Origin of the sequence: Streptomyces sp. NPDC002888, assembly GCF_042888465.1 — a bacterium.
Taxonomy (GTDB): Bacteria; Actinomycetota; Actinomycetes; order Streptomycetales; family Streptomycetaceae; genus Streptomyces.
In genome coordinates this window covers 85,342-99,322 of sequence record NZ_JBIAPU010000021.1, presented here as the reverse complement: position 1 = coordinate 99,322, position 13,981 = coordinate 85,342, and the positions used below count along the sequence as shown (strand labels likewise).

Genomic DNA, 13,981 nt, shown 5'->3' with positions numbered 1-13,981 from the left:
ACTTGTGCACTCCGCTGCCATCCGCAAGACGCGGTCTACCCTGGCGCGATGACCACCGCGAACGTGCTGTCGATCGCTCTGGACGACACCGGGGACCCACCACTGCGGCCGCTTCCCGCGAGGGCGGCCGAGCTGCTGGGCCGGCTGGACGCTCCCCCGCGCCTCGTCGCCCATCTGCGGGCCGTCCACGATGTCGCCGCGCAGCTCGTCGACTGGGTGGAGCGGCACTGTCCCGCGCTGGCCGTGGACCGGGAGGCGGTGCTTTTCGGCGCCGCCACGCACGACGTGGGCAAGGCCCTGCACGTCGCGGAGCTCTCCGGGCCCGGTTCGGCGCACGAGGAGGCGGGGCGGGACCTCCTGCTGGCGCACGGCGTGGAGCCGCGGGCGGCCCGCTTCGCCGCCGGCCACGCCTCCTGGGGCGCCCCGGGCGCCGGCGTCGACGACCTGCTGGTGAGCCTCGCCGACAAGGTCTGGAAGAACAAGCGCGTGGCCGATCTGGAGGACCTCGTGGTGGCGGAGCTCTGCCGCGCCGGGGGCCGGCCGGTCTGGCAGGAGTTCATGGCCCTGGACGAGTTCCTGACCGGGGTCGGCGAGGGGGCCGACCGCAGGCTGGCCTACCAGAACGCCCACCCGGTGCATGGGTGATGATGGACGGCGGGAGGTGCTGGTGGAAGCGGGTCGGCGGGAGGCCGTGGTCTGGCGCAATCGTGCGCTGATGCTGTTCGACCGGGTCGCGGTGCCGGTCGCGGTGTGCGACGTGTACGGCGATGTCCTGCTCGCCAATCCGGCGATGGCGACGGAGTGCGGTACGACGCCGGGGCGGCTGCGGGGCCGGGACGTGCTGGAGCTGTTCCGTCCGCAGGAGGCGACGCAGGTCGAGCGGATCGCGCAGGCGCTGCGGCTGCGGCACCGGTCGCGCTACCAGGTGTCGGTGGTCTGGCGGGCGCCCGACGGCCGGGAGCGGTACGGGGAGCTGACCGCGGACCCGGTGAGCGACCGCGTGGAGGAGACGCCCGCCCTGCTGGTGATGCTGCGCGTCCTGGGAGAGCGCGAGCCCCGCCCCGAGGAGCCGACGGCGAAGGTCACGCCGGTCGAGGCCACCATCCTCGCGCTGCTCGCCGGGGGCGCGACCACGGCCCGCGCCGCCCGCGAGACCGGCCTCACCGGGGACGGCGTGACCTACCACCTGCGCCGCCTGTCCGCGCGCTGGGGCGCCGCGAACCGCACGGAACTGGTCGCCCGCGCCTACGCACTGGGCGTGCTGGCCACGGGGGTGTGGCCCCCTTCGGCCGCCGACGCCGCCGGCACCTCCACCGCCGAGTAGGCCGTGCCCGCGCCCTCCGGCGCCCCGAAGCGGGCGAGCGTGTGCCACACCATCTTCAGGTCCTGGATCTCGTGGCGGCCGCTGCGGGCGGCGTCGCCGATGACGCGGGGGTCGACGCGGCCGTCCTCGGCGATCCGGGCGCCCAGGTCGGTGTACTGCTCGCCCCGGTAGTCGGCGTGGCGCCGCAGCTCGGCCACGGTGAGCCGGTAGCCGGGGTGCCACTCGACGGGGACGGGCAGCAGGCGGGCCGCGGCCTCGACGGGGGTGCCCCTGTAGCTCGCGTCCAGGACGAGGGCCTCCACGTCCCGGGCGAGGTCGACGCCACCGTGGATCTGGGCCTCTATGTAGTCGTTGAGGGCGTCCTGCTCGTCGGCCTCGGCCAACGCGATGAGGGACATGCCGGCGGCCACGCCGAAGTCACCGGGCTCGGCGGCGCTGTCCGGGTAGCAGAATGTGGCTCGGCTGAGTGCCGCACTCGTCAGCCGGAAGTGGGAGGAGCCGAACCTGGGGGCGGCACCCACCACCTGGCGCCGGAAGTCGAGCGCACCGTACACCGGCCGCTCGTGCGCGGGTGCGTCGTCGTACGCCGCGCCGAAGATCCGGCTCTCCCAGCGCCAGCGGTCGCCGCCGGCGTGGGCGGTCAGGCCGCCGTTGCCGGTGCCGGTGACGAACTGCGAGTGGTACGAGCCGTCCCGGGCCAGCGCCCGGAGAATGGGCAGACCGCGGGCCGGCCGGTCCGGGTGGAAGTTCAGCGTGATCCGCAGGGCGGGGTCGACGGCCGGTCCCGCCGAACGGGCCGCGACATGGCGCAGCGCGGCCTGGGCACGTGGTGAGGCTACGTCACGGAAATCCACTGGCTCCCCCTCGCCGAGACTATTTACCCTAGGCCGAAACCTAGTCCCCCTAGGTTTCGAAACATCGACGCCCAGGAGGCACTCCATGAGATCACTCACCGAGCAGGACATCCGCAACTCATTCGTCAACTGCTCCAAGGGCGAGGCCAAACGCCTGGCTGTTCCGCGCGATCTCGACCAACGCCCCTGGGACGATCTGGACTTCCTCGGCTGGCGTGATCCGGGAGCGCCCGACCGCAGCTATCTGGTCACCGAACGGAAGGACGGGCTCGTCGGCGTGACCCTCCGTTTCCCGCCCTCGCAGCGCGGCTTCCTGCACCGCAGCATGTGCTCCCTGTGTCTGACCACCCACCCGGGCGGCGGTGTCTCCCTGATGACCGCCCGCAAGGCGGGCCCGGCCGGCCGCGAGGGCAACTCGGTCGGCCTGTACATGTGCACCGACCTGGCCTGTTCGCTGTACGTGCGCGGCAAGAAGTCCCCGGAGTCCGGGAGCCGCTTCGAGGAGAGCCTCACCCTGGAGGAGCAGATCGCCCGCACGACGGGCAATCTGACCTCCTTCCTCGACAAGCTGTACGTCTGAACCGGGGCACTCACCGGTCCCTCAGTCGCGCCTCCTCCACCTGGTGCAGGTGGATCAGGATGTCGTAGGTGCGGGCGAGGGCTATGTCGTACTCCCGGTCGGGGTGGACCGTGCCGATGTTGCGGGTCGGACGGGCCCGCTCCAGCCAGTCGCGGGCGGGTTCCGGCACGGTCCGCAGGTCGACGACGTAGTCCCGGAGACCGACGCGGTCGAGGGTGTGCTCGTTGAGGCCGTCACCGGCCGCGCCGACGGTGAAGCGCCGCACCTTGCCGTCCGGCCCGGTCGAGTTGAACGAGCCCCGGTCGAAGGTGAAGCCCACGCTCACGTAGGCGTCCTTCAGCCGGTCGCGCAGGAACGCGCCCTGCATCCTGGGGTAGTTGGCCGGGTCAGGGGTGTCGTAGCCGACGTGGGCGTTGTGCGCCGACAGCAGGACCTTGGTGCCCGTGTGCTCCTGCCACCAGGCCGTGTTGTCCGCCATGGCCTGGTCGCGGTAGCGCATGGCGTCCGCGTTCTGGGTCTGGTCGTCGAAGGAGTAGAAGCGCGCGACCTGGTCGATCGCCGTCGCGTTGCGCACCGCCCAGTCGTACGCCGTCCCCGTCGCCGACTGCTTGCGCAGCAGCTCCAGCGCTTCCCCGGTGCGGGCGGCCATCTCCCGGCGCTCGGCGAGCGGCCGGTTCATGTACTGCTCCATGTACGGGCCGGTCGGCACGGTGGGCCGCAGGCCGCGGTACAGCTCGGTGAAGCGGGCCAGCAGGTCGGGGTGGGCGCCGGCCACGTAGTCGGTGACCTTGTCGTACAGCTCGGGTCCGGCCCAGCCGAGGTCGTCGCCCATGAAGCGGACGGGATCGTTCGGGTGCTGCCGGTTGTGGGCGCGCATCCACTCGACGAGCGCCAGGTAGTCGGTGTTGTTCCACCAGAGGTAGGTGCCCTGGAACTCCTCCCGCATGATGCGGCGCGGGTCCCCCTTCCCGTACAGGACGTAGTCGTTGAGGCGCAGGCCGGTGCTCCAGCTGCCCTCCAGGCCGAAGGTGCGGAAGCCCTTCTCCTCGACGAGGTGGCGGAAGACGCGATGCTTCATCGCGAAGAAGTCGTGCGAGCTGTGCGTGGCCTCACCGACACCGACGACCTTCGCGTCACCGATCATCCGGTCGAGGGCGCGCAGGTCGCGGGTGTCGGCGCCGGGCTCGACGGTGCGTAACGGCTGGGCGGCGCGGTCGAGGGCGGCCACGACGGAGCCCTCCGCGGTGGCGGTGGCGGTCTGCGGCACCGTCAGCGCCGCGCCGGCGAGGCCGATGATCAGGGTGAGGACGATTTTGGTGCGATGCGTTTTCATGGTCCAAGGCTCGCGTCCCGCACGGGCGTCGCCCATCCGGCCGACCTCCGCGTCCGGCCGCGGAAAACCACTGGTCGAGACGGGGGTTTCCCATACCCCTAGGACAGTTACAGTCCCCCCCTGAGCACGTTCGATGCGCCTCAGGAAGGGGAACAGGCCAGAAGATGCAAGACGTACGTGAGTGGCGGTCGTCCCTCGTGGGGTTGGTGAAGCGGCACCGGGACCCCGTGGTCGTCCAGACGCTGCGGTCGGCGGGCGCCGCGACGATCGCCTACGTCATCGCGCTGCGCCTGAGCCCCGAGCCAGCGCCGCTGACCGCTCCCCTGACCGCGCTGCTGGTCGTCCAGGTCACCCTGTACGCCACGCTCACCAACGGCATCCGCCGGGTGAACGCCGTGGTGGCGGGGGTGCTGGTCGCCATCGCCTTCAGTCTGCTGGTGGGTCTGACGTGGTGGAGCCTCGCCCTGCTGATCGTGGCCGCACTGGCGGTCGGGCGGCTGGTGCGGGTGGACGAGTACGTACCCGAGGTGGCGATCAGCGCCATGCTGGTGCTGGGCGTGACCACGGTCGGGGACACGGCCTGGGCGCGGGTGGTGGAGACCCTGATCGGCGCGGTGGTGGGGCTGGGCTTCAATCTGCTGCTCGCCCCGCCGGTGTGGGTGGGCGAGGCGGGTGAGTCGATCGAGGGGCTGGCACGCCGGGTACGGCAGTTGATGCTGCGCGTCGGCGAGGAGGCGGCCGGCCGCACTCCCGTGGAGGAGGCGGTGGCGCGGCTGCACGAGGCACGTCGGCTCGACCACGACATCGTGGAGGTGGACGCGGCCCTGCGGCAGGCCGAGGACAGCCTGCGGCTGAATCCGCGGGTGCGGGAGGGGCTGCTGCACCGGGTGGTGCTGCGCACCGGACTCGACACGCTGGAGATCTGCACGGTGGTCCTGCGCGTCCTGGCGCGCACGCTCACCGACCTGGCCAAGGCCCGCGAGCCGAAGCCGCTGTTCGCGTCGGAGACGGGCGCCGCGGTGGAGCAGTTGCTGTCCGAGATCGCCGACGCCGTGGTGAGCTTCGCGGTGCTGGTGACCACCCACCTCAGCGAGAGCGCCGAGTCGGCGGAGGCGCGGCTGACCGCGGAGCTGCGCACGGCCGCGGGCACGCGCGACAAGCTGGCCCTGCTGCTGCGCGAGGAGTCCGCACACGAGAGCCGGCACTGGCAGCTGCTCGGCGCCGTCCTGACGGAGGTGGACCGGATCCTCGACGAGCTCGACACCGAGCACCGCTCGCGCCGTCTGCTGGAGGAACTGGACCGCGTGTCGCGGGAACAGCGCGAACGGATGCCGCGCCTGACCCGGCTGCGCGAGCGCCTGGGCGTTCAGGAGCAGCTGTGGCGGAACCGTACGGGGATCTGAGGGCGTTCTCTCGTGGGGAGCGCCGGGACAGGGCCGGCGCGGGAACGAGGGGGAGCGCGCCGATGGCCGACACGACTGTACGGATCGACGGGAACACCTTGCGGCTGCCGGGCGCAGTGGCGGTGCGGTTCGTGCGCACACTGCGGCTGCCCGAGACCGGCACGCACCCGCTGCCGCCCGGCCTCGGCGAGTTCCCGGTCCGCCGGGTCGCCGACCACCCGGACACCGTGCCGGAGCAGTGGCTGGCGCGCGGCGGCGTGATGCTCCCGGTGTACCTGCGCGAGGCGATGTGGCTGAGCTTCACGGGCACGACCGAGCCCGCCGCCCTCCAGGTCGGGGTGGGCAAGGTGTGCGCGGTCTCGGGAAAGCCGTGGAGCGACCGGCTCTCCCGGAAACCCCAGAACTACGTCGTGCTGCCCCGCCAGCCCTGGCTGGACGGCATCAACTCGGGCAAGGGCACCGTCCGCCAGTTCGTGGCGGTGCCGCTGGGCCTGGGCGCGACCGTGGAGGGCCAGGTCACGGGCGAGGAGGTCTGGGGCGGCGTACAGCTGCAGTCCTTCCCGCTGAGGGACGAGGCGCTGGCCGTGTGGCGCGAGGAGGAGCGGCGCAGGGCTGAGCGGACGCGGTCCGTGAAGACGGCCGGGGGCTACGGGACCGCGATGCCCATGGCCGCCCCGATGGCGCCGGGCGCCGCCCCCGCGGCCGCTCCGGCGGGCCGGCCGCGGGCCGCCGCGGCCATGGGCCTCGGGGTCGGCGGTTCGATGCGCCAGGAGGTCTACCGGGACGAGCGGCCGGCGACGGACTGGGCCGAGCGGCCCGCCGGGCGGGTCTTCGTCCATCTGGTGACGCCTCCGGAGTGGCGCCGCATCACCGGCGAGGCGCCCCCGCCGTCGCCGGTGGACCGCGCGGCGTACACGCGCGCGGGTCTGCCCTGGTACGACTACTACGACGCGGACGCCGACGATCTCGCCCCCACGGACTCCCTCGGGGCGGTCAAGCCGGTCGGCGACTGGCTCGGCGACGACCTCGACGCCTGGCAGGAGCCCGCGCCCTCCCAGGTGCAGCAGCTCAAGGGCGAGCCGGTCGAGGACGGCGACTGGTAGCCACCGTACGCGTTGCGCCCCGCGCAACACGCCGCGCTTCTTTTGCACCGGACGGGTGATGCACGCGAAGGTGGCTGTGACGACCGGGGCAACCGAAGACCTGAGGTGCGGACATGGGCAGTGGTACGGAAGCGTCGCACGGCTACTGGAGCAGGCGCCGTTTCGTGGCCGCCCTCGGCGGGGCGGCCACGCTCCCCGTCCTCGCCGCCTGCGGGAACTCCTCGGATTCGAACACCGCACGGCCGCAGGAGGCCGGCACCTCACCGGTGCCCGAGGGCGCCACCGCACCCTCGCCGCCACCGACCCCCAAGCCCTCCGGCCCCCGACCGCTCTACATCGGCACGTACACCTCGGTCGAGGGCGGCGGCACCGGCATCGGCGTGGCCGCCTACGACCCCGGCACCGGCCGTGTCACCGGCGGCGACACCGTCACCGGCGTCGCCGACCCGTCGTATCTCGCGGTGCACCCGGACGGGCGGACGCTGTACGCGGTGAACGAGCGCGAGCGGGGAACCGTGACCGCCGTGCGGCTCGCCGACCGGAAGGTCCTGGGCAGCCGTCCCACGGGCGGCGCGCAGCCCTGCCATCTGTCGGTCCATCCGAGCGGGCGGTGGCTGCTGAGCGCCGACTACGGCTCGGGCAGTGTGGCCGTGCACCCGATCGAGGCGTCCGGCGGCCTCGGCGAGCGCACGGACGAGGTCACCCACACGAAGCCCTCCCCGGGGCCGGGCCAGGAGGGCCCGCACGCCCATCAGTTCATCACCGCTCCGGGCGGCGGCCATGTCCTCGCCGTCGACCTCGGCACGGACACCGTGTACACCTACCGCCTGGACGACAAGGCGGGCACGCTCACCGAGACCGCGCAGGCGCACACCCGGCCGGGCGCCGGGCCGCGCCACCTCACCTTCCATCCCGGCGGCCGGTACGCCTACCTGGCCAACGAGGCCGACGACACCGTCGCGGTCTGCTCCTACGATCCCCCGAGCGGCCGCCTGACCATCGGCGAGCCGCAGTCCACCGGGAGCGGGAAGGGCACCAACTACCCGGCGCAGATCCTGGTGACGTCCAACGGCGCGTACGCGTTCCTCGCCAACCGGGGCGACAACAGCATCGCGCGGTACGCGGTGGAGGCGGACGGCGCCCGGCTGCGGCTGCTCGGCACGGTGCCGGTGGAAGGGGACTTCCCCCGGCAGATCGCCTTCTCGCCGGACGGCGGGCTGCTGTTCGCGGCGAACCAGAGGTCGAGCACGGTCAGCGTCTTCCACGTGGACGCGAGGAGCGGCGAACTGCGCCTCGCGGGCAGGCCGTTGGCCTCACCCGTCGCCGTCTGTGCGCTGCCGCTGTAGGGCGCGCGGGCAGGAGGCCGCGCTCGCCTGCGCCAGCAGGACGTGCACCCGCTCGGTGAGCTGCGAGACGTCGTCCGCGGGCGTGTGGAACGGCAGGCGTACGTCGCCGTGGGCGCGGGCGCGTTCGATGCGCAGCGTCATCCCGTGCCGGTCGACGGCAAGCGGCTGGACGCGGACGGCACCGTGCAGGCTGTCGGGTTCGACGAGCCGGGTGAGCCGCTCGACGGCGTCGGCGTGGCAGTCGGCGAGGTGGGTCAGCAGCCGCGCCTCCGCGGTGGCCAGCGGGTCGGGCTCGGCGGCGGCGAACTCGTCGAGGTCGACGACCACCGCGGCGGACGGCTCTTTGAGGACGATGCGGGTGGCCGTGAAGGCGAGGTGTCCGTCGTCGGGGGCGAACCAGCCGGCGAGCCAGAGCCGGGCACGGATCCGGCTGCGCATGGGGACGGGCGCGACGTCGGCGAACTCCAGCACGGCGGACGGCTCGCCGCGCGGCGCGCAGATCGCGGCCGTGAGCAGGGCACTGTCCTCGGGCACGTGCAGCAGCACCCGGCCGTCGTCGGCGACACTGTGCGCGCCGACGAACTCCTCGCGCCCGCCGTCCGCGGTCACCGCGCAGGACCAAGCGGTGGCGAGCATCGAACGCGCCCGCTGTGCCGCGGCGGGCGCGGCCGTCCAGCTCTGACTGTCACGCATCCCAAACCTCCTTAGGTAAGCCTTGCCTAACCTATCGAAGATCGGGGCGAACGCCAACCACCGGCCCCCGCTCTTCGGGGGAAGTCCACGACGATGTTCAGAGGACGCCCAGCAACGCCCGGGCGCACAACTCCCGCACCTGCTGACGCGACAGGTCCGAACGACGCAGCCACTCCAGGCAGACCGCCGTGATGAACGCCAGCCAGCCCCGCACCGCCAGGCCCACCTCGGGGCGCTCCTCGAAGGCCGGGCCGAACTCGGGGTCCGCCGCGAGGGCGGCCAGGATCTGGCGCTCCTGCGCGGCCAGGGCCCGCCGGTAGACCCGGCGCACGGTCTGGTCTCCGGCCGCGTCGGCGCGATGGAAGGCGCGGTAGCCGTGGGCGTGCGTGCGCACGTACTCCAGGTAGGTGTCGAGGCCGGCGGTGAGCTGTTCGCGCACCGGGACACCGGGCACGGCCGCCGTCATCCGCAGCATCCGCTCGCTCTCCCGCTCGACCACCGCGGCGAAGAAGTCCCGCTTGGTCGGGAAGTAGTGATACAGCAGCCCCCGGGAGACCCCGGCGATCTCGGCGACCTGCTCGATCCACACGTCGTCGTACGGGCTCTCCGAGAACAGCCGCGCCCCCACCGACAGCAGTTGTTCCCGGCGCTCCGAGGTGCTGAGCCGACGGCGTGTGCGCGCTCCGTGGTTCGCGGCCATCCCCGCACCTTACTTGACGCCGGTTCAACAACGGGTCGAGACTGACCGCGTTATTGACCTCACGTACAACACGCAGTCCCACACGCACGTCACGCGCACGTCCTACACGCTCAACCTGCCGCTGACTCAAGGGAGATCGCGTCATGGCGACGACGACGGGGGCCGTACCGACGAAGGGGCCGCGCGGCGCCGCGCAGGGCTGGCCCGAGCTGCACCGCATTCCGCATCCGCCGTACCGGCTGCCCTGGCTCGGCGACCTCGTGGGCGTCAGCAAGGACACGCCCCTGCAGGACAACATCCGGTTCGCCCGCCGACTGGGCCCGATCTTCCGGCGCAAGGGGTTCGGCAGGGAGTTCGTGTTCGTGGGAGGTGCCGACCTCGCCGCCGACCTCGCGGACGAGGCCCGCTTCGCCAAACACGTCGGGCTCGGCATAGCCAACCTGCGGCCCGTCGCCGGGGACGCGCTGTTCACGGCGTACAACCACGAGCCCAACTGGCAGCTGGCGCACGACGTCCTGGCGCCGGGCTTCAGCCGGGAGGCCATGGCGGCCTACCACCCGATGATGCTGGCCGTGGCCGAGCAGCTCACCGCCCACTGGGACCGGGCGCAGGCGGCGGGCCGGTCCGTCGACGTGCCCGGCGACATGACGAAGCTGACGCTGGAGACCATCGCGCGCACCGGGTTCGGGCACGACTTCGGCTCCTTCGAGCGCACCCGCCCCCACCCCTTCGTCTCCGCGATGGTGGGCACCCTCACCTACGCGCTGCTCCTCGACACCGTGCCGTCACGGCTGCTGCTGCGGCGCGCCGCGCGCCGCAACGAGGCCGACATCGCCTACCTCAGCCGCACCGTCGACGGCCTCGTGCACGCCCGCCGCGGCTCGAGCGGGAACGGCGACCTGCTGGACCGGATGCTGGAGACCGCCCACCCGGAGACCGGCGAACGGCTGTCCGCGGAGAACGTGCGCCAACAGGTCATCACCTTCCTGATCGCCGGTCACGAGACGACGTCGGGCGCGCTCTCCTTCGCCCTGCACTACCTCTCCCGGCACCCCGACATCGCGGCCCGCGCCCGCGCCGAGGTCGACCGGGTGTGGGGCGACGCCGCCGTCCCGGCCTACGACCAGGTGGCCAGGCTGCGGTACGTGCGCCGGGTGCTGGACGAGGCACTGCGGCTGTGGCCGACCGCGCCGGCCTTCGCCCGCGAGGCCCTTGAGGACACGGAGCTGGCCGGCGACCATCCCATGCGGCGGGGCGCCTGGGCCCTGGTGCTCACCCCGATGCTGCACCGGGACCCCGCGGTGTGGGGCGCCGACGCCGACCGGTTCGACCCGGACCGCTTCGACGCCCAGGCGGTACGCGCGCGTGCCCCGCACACCTACAAGCCGTGGGGAACCGGGGCGCGGGCGTGCATCGGCCGCCAGTTCGCGCTCCACGAGTCCATGCTGGTCCTCGGGCTGCTGCTGCGCCGTTACGAGCTGGTCCCGGACCCGGCCTACCGGCTGCGCGTCACCGAGCGACTGACCCTGATGCCGGACGGCCTGCGCCTGCACCTGAAACGGCGCCACGCCACCGCCTCCCCCGCGGCCCCGGTCGACGTCGACGTCGACGAGGAGCCCTCGTCAGAGCCGCGCTGCCCAGTGCACGGGGTGGGTGACTGAGTCCGGCAGACGGGTACCGGTGCTGCCGCGGGCGGCGTTGAGCTGGGGCTGGGTCAGGAAGAGCGCGCCGGTCAGATCGGCGTCGGTGAGGTCGGTGTCGCGGAGGTCGGCGCCTATCAGGTCGGCGCCGCGCAGGTCGGCGCCGGTCAGGTCGGCGGCGATCAGATAGGCGCCCCTCAGGTTGGCTCCGCGCAGGTCGGCGCCCTTGAGGCGGGCGCCCATCAGGTCGGCGCCCCGGCGGTCCTTCCTGCGGCCGCGCGTGCCGGCCCGGGCCAGTTCGCTGGTCCTGAGCAGCAGCACGTTGACCTCCTGGCGGTGGGCGCCCACGTCCAGCGCGGCGAGTTCCTCGGGGGTCTGCCGGGTGAGCCGCTCGGTCCGCTCCAGGGCCCGGCGCAGGTCGGGGTGGATCGGGCGGGCGGCGGGCAGGGAGAGGGCCTCGGTGAGGTACCAGAGCAGCTCATGCAGGTGCCGGACGACCGGGAACACGTCGACCATGCGGCGGGCGTGCTCGCGCGACCCGGTGCGCCAGTCCTGGCCGCCGAAGACGACCTGCGAGACCTTCTGTCCGGCGCCGAAGCAGTCGTAGACCGTGCAGCCGCTGAACCCCTTCTGACGCAGCTTCGCGTGGATGCCGCACCGGTGGTCGCCCTGGAGGTTGGGGCAGGGTTTGCCCGCGTCCTTGTCGAGGGCGAAGTCCGCGGAGGCGGCGAAGGGCAGGGCCACGCAGCACAGGCCGAAGCACTGCGCGCAGTCACCGCGCAGCGCGGCCCGGTCGGCTGTTCGATCTGACATACGACCAGCCTACGTGCGCCCCGGGACCGCCCCTGCCCTTGCCGTCGCCGCCGCTACCTGCTGAACAGCTCGAACGACACGGCCGGCCGCCCGCCGAACCGCTCCCCCGTGGCGTTCGCGCTGCGCGCCAGGAACTCCCGTACGTGCGTCTCCGGGTCCTCGTCCGTCAACGCCTCGATGTACGTGCGGTGTTCGAGCAGCGAGCGCACCGCGCGCTCCAGGCCCGGCGTGGCGTCCACGGCGTGGGTGGGCGAGGCGGATCCGGCGACGGCGACCCAGCGCACGCCGTTCCAGGGCTGCAGGCCCTCCTCGACGAGCTCCGGGAAGATCCACCGGTTGCCCGCGTCCCCGGCCGCGTCCAGCGTGGCGCGCCCCACCGCGACATGGTCGGGGGTGTTCCAGGCGACGCCGCCCCAGGTGTCCCGGTGGTTGAGGGTGATCAGCAGCTCGGGGCGGTGCCGGCGGATCGCGGCGGCGATGTCGCGGCGCAGGGCGGTGCCGTACTCGACGACACCGTCCCGGTGGTCGAGGAACTCCACCGCCGACACGCCCACCACCGCCGCGCTCGCCCGCTGCTCCCGCTCCCGCAGCGGACCGCACTGCTCGGGCTCCAGCGTGTCGATGCCCGCCTCGCCGCGGGTCGCGAGCACGTAGGCGACCTCCCGGCCGCCGTCGGTCCAGGCGGCGATCGCCGCCGAGCAGCCGTACTCGAGGTCGTCCGGGTGGGCGACGACGGCGAGGGCACGGTGCCAGTCGTCCGGCATGGGCTGGAGCTGCGTGTTCGTCGGCTCGGTCATGGGGCCAGCGTATGCACCCGGCGCCCTCAGACCTCGTCGCGCGCCAACGCGAGGAGCCGGTCCAGGACACGGGGGCCACCCGCGCGGACGCCGTCGTGTTCGAACTCGTCGGTGACCCAGGTGCGCAGGCCGCGGACGGCGCGGGCGGTGTCGAGGGAGTGGGCCGTGTCGACGTACATGTCGTCGTGGTAGACGGCCGCAGCGACCGGTACCTCGTTGGCGGCGAGGCGGGCCCGGTCGTACAGGGGCCGCCAGTCGGTGCGGGCGGCGAGCAGCTCGGCGGTCTCGCGCAGGGGGCGCAGCGCGGGGTCGCACTCGAACATCCAGGGGTGGATGGTCTCGCCCGTGAACAGCAGCGGTCCGTCGCCCGCGAGGGTCTTCGCCGGGTCGAACTGCGGGAACTCGGCGCGGACGCGTTCGGCCGACCAGGCGGTGGGGCGGGTGTCCTGGCCGTAGATCGCCTCGTGGACGAGGGCGTACAGGGGGTGACCGCCGTACGACAGGAGGCCCTGGACCTCCTCCTGGAAGGCGTCGGACAGCTCCGGGCCCTGCGGGGTGCGGACGAAGGCGTGTTCCAGGAGGTGATGCAGCCGGTGGCTGCCCTCGCTGCCGCCGAGGAGGATGCCGAGGGACTGGAACGCCTCGACGGTGAGCCGGTAGCCGCCTGGGAGAACCACCGCGTGCTGCGCCAGGTGCTCGGCGATGCGCCGCGCGCGTTCGACGTCCTGCGGGTAGCGGGCGTAGTGCGCGCTCACCTTGCGTTCGATGCGCGGGTAGGCGGCGCGGTAGACGTCGTCGGCGTGGGCGTCCAGTGAGGGCAGGCCGCCGGTGATGACGGCGGCGCTCAGGCCCTCGGGGGCCGTGGAGAGGTAGTTCACCGTGCAGAAGCCGCCGAAGCTCTGGCCGAGAACGGTCCAGGGGGCGCCGCCGGTGACGGTCGGTCGGATCGCCTCGCAGTCACGGACGATGGCGTCGGCGCGGAAGTGCGTGAGGTAGTCGGCCTGTTCGGCGGGGCCGCCGCGCAGCGGGAGCGTCTGGCGGTTGGCCGGGGTGGAGTGGCCGGTGCCGCGCTGGTCGAGGAGGAGGACGCGGTACTCCTCCAGGGCGCGGGCGAGCCACGCCTGCCTGCCGATGAAGCGCTGGGCGCCGAAGCCGGGACCGCCCTGGAGGTAGACCAGCCACGGCAGGTCACGGTGCGCCTTGTCGCTCGCGACGACCTCGCGGGCGTAGAGCTCGATCGTCTCCCCGGCCGGGTCGTCGTGGTCGAGCGGCACGGTGAAGTGGCGGTCGGTGAGCACGAGTCCGGGCTGGCGGTAGCTGGCGGTCAACGGGTCTCCAGGGACGGTCGGGGTGGGCCGCGTCCCAGTTCAGCACATGTCCGGCCGGCCGCGGGAG

The 13,981-nt window shown here is 73.1% G+C and carries 14 protein-coding genes; 7 read left to right on the top strand and 7 right to left on the bottom strand.

What is annotated here, in order from left to right:
* Window positions 1-48: 48 nt before the first annotated feature.
* On the top strand, window positions 49-645 hold the full coding sequence (locus tag ACFYWX_RS30955; protein ID WP_389427688.1) for an HD domain-containing protein: 597 nt from the start codon (window positions 49-51) through the stop codon (window positions 643-645).
* On the top strand, window positions 638-1,324 hold the full coding sequence (locus tag ACFYWX_RS30950; protein WP_389427686.1) for a PAS domain S-box protein: 687 nt from the start codon (window positions 638-640) through the stop codon (window positions 1,322-1,324). Before ACFYWX_RS30955 ends, ACFYWX_RS30950 begins: the two co-directional genes overlap by 8 nt.
* Here ACFYWX_RS30950 and ACFYWX_RS30945 read toward each other — a convergent pair.
* Window positions 1,246-2,178 carry a DUF3626 domain-containing protein gene (locus tag ACFYWX_RS30945; RefSeq protein ID WP_389427684.1) on the bottom strand — a complete coding sequence of 311 codons (933 nt, stop codon included), beginning with the start codon at window positions 2,176-2,178 and terminating at the stop codon, window positions 1,246-1,248. The genes ACFYWX_RS30950 and ACFYWX_RS30945 overlap by 79 nt on opposite strands.
* 85 nt (window positions 2,179-2,263) lie before the next feature.
* Here ACFYWX_RS30945 and ACFYWX_RS30940 point away from each other — a divergent pair, with 85 nt between their 5' ends.
* Entirely contained in the window at window positions 2,264-2,758 is a 495-nt protein-coding gene (locus tag ACFYWX_RS30940; RefSeq protein ID WP_389427682.1) for an FBP domain-containing protein, read from the top strand.
* A 10-nt stretch (window positions 2,759-2,768) separates the two neighbouring features.
* On the opposite strand, the gene ACFYWX_RS30935 is transcribed toward ACFYWX_RS30940, so the two are convergent.
* Window positions 2,769-4,091, bottom strand: coding sequence for an erythromycin esterase family protein (locus ACFYWX_RS30935; protein WP_389427680.1), 1,323 nt, complete (start codon window positions 4,089-4,091; stop codon window positions 2,769-2,771).
* Window positions 4,092-4,255: 164 nt separating this feature from the next.
* Between ACFYWX_RS30935 and ACFYWX_RS30930 the strand changes: the two genes are divergently transcribed.
* The 3 genes from ACFYWX_RS30930 to ACFYWX_RS30920 all read left to right on the top strand — a co-directional run bounded on the left by ACFYWX_RS30930 (window position 4,256) and on the right by ACFYWX_RS30920 (window position 7,943).
* Complete coding sequence (locus tag ACFYWX_RS30930; protein ID WP_389427678.1) at window positions 4,256-5,494, top strand: FUSC family protein; 1,239 nt, start codon at window positions 4,256-4,258, stop codon at window positions 5,492-5,494.
* Between the two features lie 62 nt (window positions 5,495-5,556).
* Window positions 5,557-6,597 carry a hypothetical protein gene (locus ACFYWX_RS30925; protein ID WP_389427676.1) on the top strand — a complete coding sequence of 347 codons (1,041 nt, stop codon included), beginning with the start codon at window positions 5,557-5,559 and terminating at the stop codon, window positions 6,595-6,597.
* Window positions 6,598-6,710: 113 nt separating this feature from the next.
* Complete coding sequence (locus ACFYWX_RS30920) at window positions 6,711-7,943, top strand: lactonase family protein (protein WP_389427674.1); 1,233 nt, start codon at window positions 6,711-6,713, stop codon at window positions 7,941-7,943.
* Here the strand turns inward: ACFYWX_RS30920 and ACFYWX_RS30915 are convergent.
* Together ACFYWX_RS30915 and ACFYWX_RS30910 are read right to left on the bottom strand one after the other, a co-directional pair.
* A complete protein-coding gene (locus ACFYWX_RS30915) occupies window positions 7,911-8,636 on the bottom strand; it encodes a DUF2470 domain-containing protein (protein WP_389427672.1) in 726 nt (241 codons plus the stop codon). The genes ACFYWX_RS30920 and ACFYWX_RS30915 overlap by 33 nt on opposite strands.
* A 97-nt stretch (window positions 8,637-8,733) precedes the next feature.
* A complete protein-coding gene (locus ACFYWX_RS30910) occupies window positions 8,734-9,336 on the bottom strand; it encodes a TetR/AcrR family transcriptional regulator (RefSeq protein ID WP_389427670.1) in 603 nt (200 codons plus the stop codon).
* Window positions 9,337-9,479: 143 nt separating this feature from the next.
* Between ACFYWX_RS30910 and ACFYWX_RS30905 the strand changes: the two genes are divergently transcribed.
* A complete protein-coding gene (locus ACFYWX_RS30905; RefSeq protein WP_389427668.1) occupies window positions 9,480-10,997 on the top strand; it encodes a cytochrome P450 in 1,518 nt (505 codons plus the stop codon).
* Here ACFYWX_RS30905 and ACFYWX_RS30900 read toward each other — a convergent pair.
* Genes ACFYWX_RS30900 through ACFYWX_RS30890 form a run of 3 tightly spaced genes read right to left on the bottom strand, consistent with a single transcriptional unit; the run spans window position 10,959 to window position 13,914 of the window.
* On the bottom strand, window positions 10,959-11,789 hold the full coding sequence (locus ACFYWX_RS30900) for a pentapeptide repeat-containing protein (RefSeq protein ID WP_389427666.1): 831 nt from the start codon (window positions 11,787-11,789) through the stop codon (window positions 10,959-10,961). The genes ACFYWX_RS30905 and ACFYWX_RS30900 overlap by 39 nt on opposite strands.
* Before the next feature lie 53 nt (window positions 11,790-11,842).
* Window positions 11,843-12,586 carry a PIG-L deacetylase family protein gene (locus tag ACFYWX_RS30895; protein ID WP_389427665.1) on the bottom strand — a complete coding sequence of 248 codons (744 nt, stop codon included), beginning with the start codon at window positions 12,584-12,586 and terminating at the stop codon, window positions 11,843-11,845.
* Window positions 12,587-12,612: 26 nt separating this feature from the next.
* Window positions 12,613-13,914 (bottom strand): alpha/beta fold hydrolase, encoded by a 1,302-nt coding sequence (locus tag ACFYWX_RS30890; protein ID WP_389427663.1) that lies wholly within the window; start codon window positions 13,912-13,914, stop codon window positions 12,613-12,615.
* Between the last annotated feature and the right edge of the window lie 67 nt (window positions 13,915-13,981).